At 60.9% G+C, this 13087-nt stretch carries 7 protein-coding genes; 5 read left to right on the forward strand and 2 right to left on the reverse strand.

From position 1 onward, the window contains the following. On the reverse strand, nt 1-423 hold the full coding sequence (locus ACWTU7_RS01480; RefSeq protein WP_455837437.1) for a DUF6484 domain-containing protein: 423 nt from the start codon (nt 421-423) through the stop codon (nt 1-3). A gap of 10 nt (nt 424-433) precedes the next feature. Next, a complete protein-coding gene (locus ACWTU7_RS01485) occupies nt 434-2761 on the reverse strand; it encodes a type VI secretion system Vgr family protein (protein ID WP_455837438.1) in 2328 nt (775 codons plus the stop codon). A 200-nt stretch (nt 2762-2961) separates the two neighbouring features. On the opposite strand from ACWTU7_RS01485, the gene tagH reads away from it, so the two are divergent. From tagH to ACWTU7_RS01510, 5 genes are all read left to right on the forward strand, one after another. Continuing rightward, nucleotides 2962-4020, forward strand: a complete 1059-nt coding sequence (gene tagH / locus ACWTU7_RS01490; RefSeq protein WP_455837439.1) for a type VI secretion system-associated FHA domain protein TagH — start codon at nt 2962-2964, stop codon at nt 4018-4020. A 409-nt stretch (nt 4021-4429) separates the two neighbouring features. Then, entirely contained in the window at nt 4430-5950 is a 1521-nt protein-coding gene (gene tssL / locus ACWTU7_RS01495) for a type VI secretion system protein TssL, long form (protein WP_455837440.1), read from the forward strand. A gap of 22 nt (nt 5951-5972) precedes the next feature. Next, nucleotides 5973-9530 (forward strand): type VI secretion system membrane subunit TssM, encoded by a 3558-nt coding sequence (gene tssM / locus ACWTU7_RS01500; RefSeq protein WP_455837441.1) that lies wholly within the window; start codon nt 5973-5975, stop codon nt 9528-9530. Between the two features lie 159 nt (nt 9531-9689). Beyond that, nucleotides 9690-10457 carry a PP2C family protein-serine/threonine phosphatase gene (locus ACWTU7_RS01505; protein WP_455837442.1) on the forward strand — a complete coding sequence of 256 codons (768 nt, stop codon included), beginning with the start codon at nt 9690-9692 and terminating at the stop codon, nt 10455-10457. A gap of 5 nt (nt 10458-10462) precedes the next feature. After that, complete coding sequence (locus ACWTU7_RS01510) at nt 10463-13084, forward strand: protein kinase domain-containing protein (protein ID WP_455837443.1); 2622 nt, start codon at nt 10463-10465, stop codon at nt 13082-13084. The last annotated feature ends 3 nt before the right edge of the window (nt 13085-13087 follow it).

Consider the following 13087-nt stretch of genomic DNA (forward strand, 5'->3'; position numbering starts at 1 on the left):
TCAGTTGAGATGCACGGCCCCGCCGCGAATGCGGTTGGTCCCGCTCGCCTGGCTGGTCAGCTGGGTACCGCGAATGGTCACACGACCATCTTTCTCCAGAATGATTGATGCTAGGCCGCAACGCAGTTCTATGCGTTCCTCCCCGGTAATGACGATACGGTCGCCTTCGCGGACGACTGGCAGTTTCCTCTCCTTCTGAGCCGGATCGACGATGCGTCCGACGACAAGCGGTCGCCTCGGGTCGCCCTCCTCGAACAGGAGGGCCAGTTCCGAACCGATCGCCATAACATCCAGCTCGGTCAGGCTGCGCGCCGCAATCGCCGTCTCGCGCGGGTTGCCGACAAAGACCACCAGCGGCGCTCCGCCTTCGAAACCGATGAGTAGGCCGATCACGACGCCGTCGATACGATCCAGCACTTCCATGATGACGCCCTCAATTGTTGTTGATAGTGCTTCCCTTGACGATCACGTCGCCGTTGGCCTTGACTGTGATTTTGCCGCTGCCCTTGAGCGTAATGTCCTTGCCGTCGGCAACAATGGTGCCGTCCTTTTTCATGGTGATCGACGCCGAGCCGCATTTGAGCGTGATCGAATCGCCCGCATCGATGATCAGGTTCTTGCCAACCTTGATCGAGCTATCGTCCGCGATTTGGATTCCGCTGCCCTTGCCGACCTTGAGCGCATGCCCGCCTCCGATATCGGTTGCGTCGTCAGAGCCGATTTTTGCTGACCTGCCTTTGCCGATCTGCGACGACTGCGCGCCGCCGATGGCGAAACTCTGGTCCGCGCCGATCTTCACGCTCTGGGCGGCGGCGATCGTCCAGTTGTCCGCCGCTCCGATAGTGTGAGTCTGTCCGGCCCCCACCGTCATCGACCTCGATGCGCCGATCTGATTCGTCTGGACGGCTCCAACGCTTCGGGTTTCCGCAGCGCCAACACTGTCGACTCGAGCCGCGCCGACGGTCACCGTCTGGATCAGCGCGACGGTCTGGGTGTGATTGGCGCCGATTGTTTCGGTAGAGTTTGATCCAACATTGATCGTCTCGTTCGATCCCACCGTCAGCGAGCGATCCACGCCCACCGTCTCGGTGTCGTTGTTTCCGATATCCGTGGTCTGGTCGACGCCGACCTTCACCGTCTTGTTGTTGCCGACGTCCTCGTCGAGGTTGTGGCCGACGGAGTGCTTGGCGTCGTGGTCGATGCGGTCGGATTGGTCATGCTGCACCAGCTTGGTGCGGTCGTTCTTGATCAGAAGATTATGGTCCTTCTGCGCCTGGAAATTGACCAGTTCGGAGCCGGCCTTGTCCTCGAACATCAGTTCGTTGTAACCGCCGCCGCCTTTCGATGAGTCGGATTTCCAGCCGGATTGCGTGGCGCTGCCCGGCAGTCCGTAGGGCGGCATCTGGGAGGCGTTGTAGACGCGGCCGGTGATGATCGGCAGATCCGGGTCGCCTTCGATGAAGTCGACTATGACCTCCTGGCCGATGCGCGGGATCTGGATGAACCCCCAGCCGCTGCCGGCCCAGGTCTGCGACACGCGCACGAAGCAGGAGCTGTTCTGGTCCTTCTTGCCGAGACGGTCCCAGTGGAACTGGACCTTCACCCGTGCATATTTGTCGGTGAATATTTCTTCACCGGATGGGCCGACCACCGTCGCCGTCTGCGGGCCGCGCATGATCGGCCGTGTCGTGACCCGCGGCGGACGATAGGGCAAGGCAGTCGGCGCCACGCCGAGGATCGCCTTGAAGTTCTCGCTTTCGACGTCGGCAAGGGCTCTGTAGCCCGGATCGAACAGCCTGTATTCGGCGCTGACCACCAGATACTCCTGGTTCTGGTCTTCGCGCGGGAAGCCGTCCAGCTTGAACGTGCAGCCCGAATACAGGCCGCGCACCGTGCCGACTGCAGCGATGCGCTGATGCACCGCCTGGATTTCCTCGCGCCGGATCGCGGCCAGGCTGTCGCCGCGGCCGACGTCGAGATGCGCGCCGGGCTGGCGGTAATTCTCGCCCGCGGCCAGTTTGTGACTGAACGGCTGGGCGGATTTGGCCATGAGGTCAGCGCCCGGCTTCGTGAAATCATAGTCGGTATGGACGTAGGCACCTGGCCGCACGGAGCTGCCCGGAATCCATTCGGTGATGTATTCGACATCGCGCCGGGAGCCCTGCCCTTCAAAGTGATAAGGCACCTTCTCATAGCCCGGCGCCGGCTTCAGCTTGCTCATGGCATCGGCGAGGACCAGCGTGTGCTTGCCCTCGTCATGCTCGAAAAAGTACAGGATGCCTTCGTGCTCGAGCAGCCGCTGCACGAAATCGAGATCGGTCTCGTCATACTGGACGCAGTATTCGCGCGGCGGATAAGACCCTTGCAGGCGCTTCTCGAATTTCGCCGTGCTGTATTTCGAGAAAACCTCCTCAACGATTTCGATGACGCTCATGTTCTGGAAAATGCGGCAGTCGGTGGTATTGCCGAGGAACCAGAGCCATGGCCTGATGACGGCTTCGTAGTAAGCCAGACGGTCCTCGATCCGGGTCAGCCGAAACTCGGAGACAAGGCCGCTGAACCAGCGTTTCGGATCGGATTCACCCTCGATCGAAACAGGACCGCCCAGCATCTTCAGCGGATCGATGTCGGGGCTGCTGCTCACAAACCCGACCGTATAAGCCAAACAACGACTAATCTCATCGCGCCCGACAAGATGCGTGAAGGTCAACAGGTCAGCGCCAACCGGCGTCTGCACAACCGTAGCACGTTCGTTCGGCATGGGTCGTGCCCCCTCCCGCCGCTCGTTTCTGCTTCAGCCTAGCACATGTCTTCCGGCGACCAAAGGGGACGCTTGGCGGCTGCAGCCTGGTCGCCTGTTGAATCATGGACTTGAACGCTTCTGTGCCGCCGCGCTCAGAAATTGCTGGTATAATGGGGTGTCCTGGGTGAGTTTCCCGACAGGATCGACGGCGATTTTGAATGTACATCAGGCTGCAGATCAACAATGTCGTCTCCCTGCCCGCCGGTATGTCGACCGGCTACTCCGCTCGTGATCGCAGCTTCGAAATCGGCCGCGAGGCTTGCGACTGGACCTTGCCCGACCCCGACAAGTTCATCTCCGGCCGACACTGCGATGTTCGATACGAGGCAGGCGCGTTCTGGCTGCACGACATCTCGCGCAATGGGACCTTCATCAACGGATCGACCCATCGCATGGCCGGCCCGCATCGGCTTGACCATGGAGACCGGCTGCTGATCGGCCGCTACGTCATCTCAGTATCGATCGATGACGAGCGCGCCACGAAGGGTCATCCCGAGAGCAGGCACGGTTCGACGCAACGAGAAGTGCCGGTCACGTCAGGCCGGCCGCTGGACTTCGGAGGCAAGCCTTTCTTCAACCCGGTGGAGCAACGGTCCGGACAGAGAGCACCGGTGTCGACGTCTTCGCTGCCCGCGCCTCTCCCTTCGACGAGAGACGAGGTGCTGCGGGAAATCGCGATCGGAGCCGGCATCGCGCCGGAATTGCTTCAATCGCGTGACCCGCATGAAGTGGCTGCCGAAATCGGCGCGGTGCTTCGAACGGTTGTCGAGGAACTGGCCCTGCTGCTGAAGGCACGTGCGGCTGCGAAAATACTGGCCAAGAGCGCACACCGGACGATGATCAGCGCTGCCGATAACAATCCCTTGAAGTTCGTCCCGGGGACCGATGACATTCTCGAGATCATGTTCGCACGGCGTAGAGCCGGCTATCTTGATGCCAGGCACAGTGTCGAAGACGCATTCCGCGATCTCAAGACGCACGAATTTGCCACCTATGCAGCCATGCAAGCTGCGCTCTCCCGGCTGCTTGACGATCTGTCGCCCGAGGCGATCGGCAAAAAACTCCCACCCACGTCATTCACATCAAAGAAGAGCCTGGCTTGGGACGCCTTTGTCGCCAAATGGCGGACCATGGAGGAAGCACACGAAAACGGAATGCTGGACATATTCCTGGCCTATTTCAGCGAAGCCTATGCCAAAGCCGACAAGCAAAAATAAGCCGGGAGATTGAACCTGGCCCATGCCCCGGAAATCGGATCGGTTTGCTGCGCTGACCTTCGGCCGCGGTACGGATCACGCGCCAGGTGGAAAGTATTAGAGCGTCCTTTGCGAGCCCAAAGATGCGGCGCTGTAGTTGGCGAAGAAAAACCCTTTCGCAGCGCTGCATCTGGTTCCAATCGACCGTTTCTAAGCTTACGATCACTTACGACAGTTCGCCAGCGGGTAAAGCTGATTGACCTGGGGGTCTGCGGCACATGTCATGTTACGGCGGGATAGAATTTTATAGCCGACCTTCCTCCAGACACTGCCCTCGCCAGCAGCGCCTGCATTTCCTGCGCCTGACCAGGGACTGTTTTGCTCGCCTGTGGCGCACACGCAGCAACCAAGAGTGGACGGACGTTTGGCGATGAGCTCGAAGGACGATCCTTTCGGCCCGGCAGGCAAGACCGTCATTCGCGCACCGCGCCGCGCTGAAAAATCAGCGCCCGCTCCTCAGCGGCTCGTTCCCGACAGCGGGCATCCCCGTCCATCGCAGGTTAAGGATTCAACGGTTTTCGATCCGGGTGTCGGCCGGCATGCACCGCCGGGTTGGGCATCGGGAACCGTGATTTATCAGGGTGCAGACCCCGGCGCAGCGGCGGCAACCGGCTCCTTTGCGGCGACGCCGAAGCCAACCATGGAGCAGGAAATCCTGCTGAATGCCACGGACAGCGTCAGATATTCCGCAGCAAATCAGATCCTCGCTGCGGCCGCTCCTTTGCTGATGCTGTTTGGCCAGCTCAGGCTTATGCCTGTCGAAAGACAGGCGGAACAACTGGCGGAACATGTTGCCGAGGCGATCGAAAAATTCGACCGGACAATGGAGAAAGCCGGTGTTCCCGAAGAAGATGCACGGATCGCAAAATTTGCTCTCTGCGAAACCGCTGACGACCTCATCGGCAACCTGCCTTGGCCCAAGAAAGACGCCTGGGCGCAGCACAGCATGCTGTCACAGTTCTTTCACGTCGTGCCCACCGGCTCGGGCTTCTACGAAGCGCTGAACAAGGTACTGGCCGCGCCGGAGGCACACTACGACTTGCTTGAATTGATGCATGCCTGCCTGTCGCTGGGGTTCGAAGGCCAGTATCGCGGCCTTACGCGCGAGGACAACAATCTCGAACGCGTTCGACGCGACGTCTACGAGACGCTTCGCTACTTCAGGGCGCGTGCCGGCGACGACATCTCGCCCCACTGGCAAAGCATGGCGGTGTCAAGCGCACAGTCATCGCCCCGGTTGCCGCTCTGGGTGGTTGCGGCCGCAGCGTCGGCGCTGTTGACGGCGGTATTCTTCGCATTGCGGATCTTCATCACCAACGAGGGCGAGGCCCTTGCCGGCAGGTTGCTGGCGCTCGATCCATCGACGCCGATCGTCATCGAACGCGCCAGCGTGGTCCCGTCGGCTGCGCCGGTGAAAGTCGCTCCGCCTGTCGCCACTACCGCCTCTCAGATCGATCGCATCCATGCCGCACTGGCCGAGAATATCGCGCGCGGCGGACTGACCGTCGGCACGCAGGGCAAGTTCATCGTCGTGGAGATCAACAATATCCTGTTGTTCCAGTCCGGCGGGGCCGAGATAAAGCCGGAGTTTGGACCGATCGCCGCAGACATCGCCGCCGCGCTGGAACCGGAGCCCGGACCGATCATGATCGTCGGCCATACGGACAATGTGAAGCCGCGAAAATCGAGCGCGTTCAAATCCAACTTCGACCTTTCCATCGCCCGGGCGAAGGCTGTCGAAGCGATGATGGCGCCGCGGTTCAGCAAGCCTTCCCGGATCACGGTCGACGGCAAGGGCGAAGACGAACCGATCGCCGACAATGCGACGCCGGAAGGCCGCGCCCAGAATCGCCGTGTCGACCTGATGATCCCCAAGGAGGAAACGCTGTGAGCACGGCCATTTGGAAGCGCCTATGACGCGTTGGCTGCTGCGGATATTCAGCGCGATCGCGTTGGCCGGTTTCGCGGCAGCGGTCTGGTTTGCCGGACCATTGATCCGCTTTGCCGATACCCGCCCGCTGGCACCCGTCTGGCTCCGCGTGACGATCATCGGCGTGATCGTTGCCATCGTGACGCTCTTCTATGGATTGCGTTTCTGGCAAAAGCGAAAGGCACAAAAAGCGCTCGAGACGATAGTCACCCGCAACGACGACAGGGATGACGACTCGCAGGTGCTCGAGGCTCGCATGAGTGAGGCCATCGCTGCGCTCAAGCGGTCCAGCGGCAAGCGCAATTTCCTCTACGAGATTCCCTGGTACGTCGTCATCGGCCCACCTGGTGCCGGCAAGACAACGGCGTTGGTCAATTCGGGTCTGAACTTTCCGCTTGCCGGTTCGGGCGACGCCCAGCCGGTGGCCGGCGTTGGCGGCACACGATCCTGCGACTGGTGGTTCACCGACCAGGCGGTGCTGATCGACACCGCCGGACGCTACACGACGCAGGATTCCAACGCGCAGAGCGACAAGAAGAGCTGGCTCGCCTTCTTGTCGCTGCTTAAGAAATACCGCACCAGGCAACCGATCAACGGGGTTATCCTGGCCATCAGCCTTGCCGATCTCATGAGCCTCGATGATCGGCAGCTTGACGTCCATGTCGTTGAAATACGCAGCCGTCTGCGCGAAATCCACGAAACACTGAAAATCCAGTTCCCGGTGTACCTGCTCTTCACCAAGGCCGACCTTGTCGCCGGTTTCATGGATTATTTTGGCGGTTTCGACGAGCAGCGCCGCCGCAAAGTATGGGGCGTGACATTCCAGACCGCCGATCGCAGCAAAAACATGGTCGGTGAGGCACCGGCCGAATTCGACGCATTGGCAAAACGCCTGGCGGAGGAGATCGCCGACCGCCTGCAGGAAGAGGCCGATCCGGTCGCACGCATATCCATCTTTGGCTTTCCAGCCCAGTTTGGCGCGCTGAAGGGCCGTATCGCCAGTTTCATCGCCAGCATATTCGATCCGGCCCGCAGCCAGGTGAACGTCAGCTTGCGTGGACTCTATTTTTCGTCAGGCACGCAGGAGGGTACGCCAATCGACCAGGTCCTGGGCGCAATCGGTCGCAGTTTCGGCAGCGCTTCTCGCGCCCATCTTTCCGGCACTGGCAAAAGCTTCTTTTTGCATGATCTTCTGACCGACGTCATTTTCGCTGAATCCGGGTGGGTTTCATACGACAAATCGGCTGAAAGGCGTGAAGCGATCGCCAGATATGGCGGCCTTGGCGCAATAACATTGATCGCTGCGGCGGCTCTGGGCACCTTGGCCCTGAGCTTTACGGCCAACAGGTCGCTGATCGCCTCTACCACGCAAGCTATAGGCCAGTATCGCGAGACGGCAGACCCGCTACTCAAAATCTCGACGGTCGCCGATGTCGACCTCGAAAACGTCATTGGCCCGCTCGACCAGTTGCGCGATCTGCCGGCCGGGTTCGGCACCAGTGACTTGCCGACACCGATCGAGGAGACGTTCGGCCTCGGTCAGCGGGAAAGACTACTTTCGGCATCAAGAACAGCTTACCGGCAAGCGCTGGAGCGCATGTTCCGCTCGCGCCTGCTGCTTCAGGCCGAACGGACGATCCAGGCCAAGATGGCTGATCCCGCCGCGCTCTACGAACCGCTGAAGATTTACCTGATGCTGGGCGGCAAGGCGCCGAAGGTCGACGACGAGTTGATCGTTTCCTGGATGAGGCAGGATTGGGAGCAGAACCGGTATCCGGGCGAAAACAACCGCGAGGGACGGGCGCAACTCGAAAAGCATCTGCGAGCCATGCTTGAGTTGGACGACGCCTATGACCCGGTTTTCGAACTCAATCAGCCACTTGTCGAAGCTGCTCAACGCTCGCTCGGACGCATGAGCCTTGCCGATCGTGCCTCCGCCTTGGTAAATTCGGCGGTATACGCGGCAGCGCTGGGCGATTTTTCCGTCTCCGTGAAAGGCGGCCCGGAAGCGCAGCTGTTGTTCGAGCGTGTCGATGGTGGCGATCTGTCAGGCCTTCGCGTTCCCGGTATCTACACCTATAGCGGCTTCAACAATTTTTATCTCGGACAACTCTCGCGCATTGCGCAGATGCTTGTCGATGACCAGTGGGTTCTCGGCGGCGGCGGCGAGCAAGGTGGCATCGACCAGGAGTTGCTTAAGCTCGGTCCCGAACTTGTCGAGCGCTATGGGAGGGAGTTCGCCGCGGCGTGGAACGGGGTTCTCGACAAGTTGAAGTTCAAGGCGATGCTGAAGGACAAGCCGCACTATATCGCGCTGTCCGCAGCCGCGTCACCAACCTCGCCAATCGACCAGCTTTTTACGGCGATCGCCGACGAAACAGCTCTGACGCGAGAAGCTGGTTCCGGCAAAGACTTCGGCTCCGAGGCCGAAGCCGACATGCTTCAAAACCAGCCGCAGAACGCTGCAGATACCGCCACGGGATTGGCCCGCATCGGCATTCAAATCGCCAGCGCCAAATCGCAAAGCCGGGCCGGTATTGCGTCCGCTAGCGAGCAGAATCCCGGGGCGAACATCGAAGCGCAATTCAGATCATTCCAGGCTTTGGTGAACGGTCCCGCCGGACGCCGCCCAATCGATGCGTTGACCCAGAATTTCCGCGACATCTATCAAAGCCTGCAACTGGCGGCCGACGTCCCTTCGCAAGTAGAACGCGTCAACATGAATCTGCAGCTGCAGATATCCACCCTTCGCGCCAATGTCTCGCGTCTGCCTAAGCAACTCGCTCGAATGGTCACCGCAACCGCCGACGAGCTTGACGGCAACGTCGCAGAAACCTCGCTAACGAATTTGAACCAGACGCTCGACCAGACGGTCACGCGCGCCTGCGAGGAGATGGTCGAGGGCCGTTATCCTTTCGCCAGCGATGGCTCGGAGGATATTGCAATGGCGGATTTCGCGAAACTGTTCGCTCCAGGCGGACTGATGGACCGGTTCTTCGCACAGAATCTGGCATCGCTAATCGACATGACCGGCCAGGACTGGAGCTGGAAACAGGATGCGCGTTTCGGGCGCGACCTGTCGAAGTCGACCTTGAAAAACTTCCAGCTGGCCGCGGAAATCCGCAACGCCTTCTTTCCTTCAGGTGGTTCGGTGCCGTCAGTCAGTGTCACCTTTACGCCGTTTTCACTGCATGGCGATGCCGATACGGCGCTACTCGAAATCGATGGCCAGATTGTTCAAAGCAACCAGGCGGGCAACGCGCCAAGCACGGTGAGCTGGCCGAGCGGCATGGCTTCCGCGTCCGCGAGCCTGAGCCTCATTCCGGAGATGCCGGGCCGGGAGTCCGCGATCAGGTTCGAAGGTCCGTGGGCACTGAAGCGCCTGCTGGACAAGGCTGATATCACCAGCACCGGCGGCAACACGGAAGCCCGTTTCGTGATCGGCGGACGCGATGTCGCATATACGGTCCAGACCAGTTCGGACCCCAACCCTCTCTTCCTTCCTGCGTTTTCCGGGTTCAGCTGTCCAAAGGCGTTTTGAGATGATCTTTGAATTTTCCAATACGGTCATGCGGTCCATCGGCAACAGACGCGCGGACGTTAATTTCGATACTCTAATGTTCGAGCCTGTGGCAAACTGGCGCGAGCGAGCGCCTGACTGTGCGGCGCAGAGGACGCTTGAGAGGCGCTTGGTGGCAAATTGAACAATGTCGCCCTTCCCTTTGAAAGCTTCGGCGTTAGCCACAGAGGCTGTGTCCGTGAGCTCAATGAAGACAGCTATCTGGTCGAACCGGAAGCTGGCCTGTGGGTGGTGGCGGATGGAATGGGTGGACATGATGCTGGGGAAGTCGCTTCGGCCAGCATCGTCGATCACCTGGCAACAATCGGCATTGCAAGCTCTGCACCGGATCTTCGCGCGCGCTTCGAAGACCGGCTGAGCCGGGCCAACGCCGAAATCCGCAGGATATCGGAATCCCGCGGAGTAACCATTGGCTCCACAGTCGCCGCCCTGCTGGCTATGGATGGGCGGTTTGCGTGCCTGTGGGCGGGCGACAGTCGCGTCTATCTGATCCGCAACGCCTCGATCTCCCAGATTTCGAAGGACCATACCGAAGTTCAGGAACTTCTCGACAAGGGCATGATCAGCGCAGCCGAGGCGCTCGCTTGGCCGCGCCGCAACGTTATTACGCATGCGGTCGGCGTCAGCGACGAGATCGTCATTGATTTCCAGCAAGGCGAAATCATGCCGGGCGACATATTTGTGTTGAGCACCGACGGGCTGACAGCGCATGTCACAGACGCCGAGATCGAGGCGGCGGCGGTGTCGGCGACACCTCAGGCGGCATGCGAAAACCTGCTACAAACGGTGCTGGCCCGCGGGGGAACAGACAATGTCACGATCGTGCTCGTGAAGATCGGTAACGGGCGCAATGAGGCCTATCCCGACCCTCCCAGAGCGGAAGGTTGAGGCTGATGAGCGCCGACGACAAGACGCGGATATCGCCTAACGTGGCCAACACAGCCGTAGGCACGCAACTCAGCGGCATCTATGAACTGGACGAGCGGATCGCATTCGGTGGCATGGGCGAAGTCTACCGTGGCCACAACATCCAAACCGGCGACCACGTCGCGATCAAGATCGTTTTGCCCGAGTTCGCCCGTGATCAGACGATCCTGTCACTGTTTCGCAAGGAAGCGTCGATCCTCAATCACCTGTCGCACGACGCGGTCGTGCGGTATCACGTCTTCACGATCGATCCCGGCATCGGTCGCCCCTATCTTGCCATGGAATTCGTCGACGGCCAGTCGCTGTTCGACATCATGCGACATGGGCCGATGCCGACGGAAGACGTGCGCAAGCTCTGCCATCGCCTGGCTTCCGGCTTGAGCGCCGTGCACCAGGCGGGAGCAATACACCGCGACCTCTCCCCGGATAACATCATCCTGCCAGGAGGCCGGGTCGAACGCGCAAAGATCGTCGATTTTGGCATCGCGCGATCGGCGACCGTCGGCGGCGAGACCCTGATCGGCGGAAAGTTCGCGGGAAAGTACAACTACGTTTCTCCCGAACAACTCGGCCTATACGGCGGCGATGTCAGCGAGCAATCCGACATCTACAGCCTGGGCTTGGTTCTGGCTGCTGCTCTGCGCGGGAAACCGATCGACATGGGCGGCTCCCAGTTCGAGATCGTGGAAAAACGCCGATCCGTTCCGGACCTATCCGACATCGATGCCGATTTTCGTGGAATTGTTGAAGCCATGCTGCAGCCGGATCCACAAGACCGGCCGATCAGCATGGCGGATATCGCCAGGGCGACACGTGACGACACGGATGACGAGGGGACAGCGCCGCCAACGTCGATCACCCCGCGCGACCGGACGGGTTTGCCGCGAACCGGGGGAACCCTCGCGCCCGGCCCCAAGCTTCCAAGTCAGCCTCCGGCGGCTCCCGGTGAACAGCGCTTCGTTCCGCATGTCCGGCCGGCGCATCTGTCCGAACCAAGGCCTCCGGCAGTTGCCGGGCCTGCTCGGGCGGTCTTGCCTAATGTCCCTACAAAGTCCGCCAAGACCCAATCTATTGCGGTCGCTGCCCTGGCGACATTAGCTGTCGCGTCGGGTGCGGGCGTTTATCTGAGCGGCTTGATGACGCCTTCCACGCCGACCGCTGGCGATACATCGTTTTTGTCTCCAAAAGCATCAAAACCGGCCCCGGACAGTGCTGCAAATTCGCCGGGCGATGAGCCGGCAAAGGCAGTTCCACCCCAGCCCGCCGACGTCCTCTCACCAACCGAGGAAGCCCTGGAGCCGGCGGCATCCGAGGAAACCTCGGAGCCGGCAGCAGCCGAGGCGCAGCCGCCAGCCGAAAATCGGGCAGATGTCGCGGCGGATCAAAGGTTGGAGCCGACACGGCCCGCCGAAGTCCTCTCACCAACCGAGCAAACCCCGGAGCCGGCGCCAGCCGAGACGCTGTCGCGAGCTGAAAATCAGGCAGGTGCCGCGGCGGATCAAAAGTTGGAGCCGGCACGGCCTGCAGAAGTCCTTTCGCCAACCGAGGAAACCCCGGGGCCGTCGATAGCCGAGGTGCCATCGCCAGCTGAAGATCGGGCAGATGCCGCGGCGGATCAAAAGTTGGAGCCGACACGGCCCGCCGAAGTCCTCTCGCCAACCGAGGAAACCCCGGAGCCGGTTCCGCCGCGCGTCCAGGTCGCGCCAATGCCGCCGGCCGACAAGGCCCCGCGGCCCCCAGCGGTCCAGCCCGACGTGATGGAGAGCCCGAAGCCCGATCAGTCGGCCAGCCAGCAGGCCGCGCGGGTGCCCGACCCCGCTGCAGACCAGACGGATGATATGAACGCAAAGGGGCAGCAGGACGAGCCTGCGGCAGGCAAACAGCCGGGCGAAGCCGCCGTTGCCTTGAACGTGCCGAAACCGGAACTAGAACAACCGCCGAAAAATGCCCTCGACTACCCTGCTCAACGGGCCTCTTGGGTGCGCGACTTCAACGGCGGCGACTGTTTCTATGCGACGTTGACGTCGGCAACCGAGACCGCTGTCGAGATCGAAGGATTAGGCACAGAGGTCCAGCCATTCGAACGAATGTTGTCCGATTTCCAGGCAAGATTCCATGTCGAACCGGACATCAGCGTCCGCCTCATTGAACCGGCTCAATGCGAAGTTACCAATTTTCTGCGTTTTCTAGACCAGATGGCGACTGACAAGCCGCAGCTTGTTCTCGATCGAACGACGGTGCCGAGCGGCTCGCCGATCGGCGGCACGCTGGTGACGCGTGGCGGCCTCATTTCCAGCGTGCTGCTGATCGACCACAGGGGTATGGCATTCAACCTCGACGGTCGTATCTTGGCGCAAGCCGACAAGGCCACCTTCAAGTTTCCGATCGATCTCGGCGCAGCCGACAAGGCGGCCGGCAAGGTCGTGCCGCAGATCATAATGGTGATCACGGGTCCACAGGATATTCAGGCTGCGGCGTTCTCCACGCCGACACCAGCCGCGCTGCTGTTGCCCAGGATTCTCGAAGAGATTGCGACCACCAGATCTGAGTTCTCAGCCACCGCAAAGTACTTCCGGCTCGGCGGGTAGCAT

The sequence above is a fragment of the Mesorhizobium sp. BHscii genome (assembly GCF_053848065.1).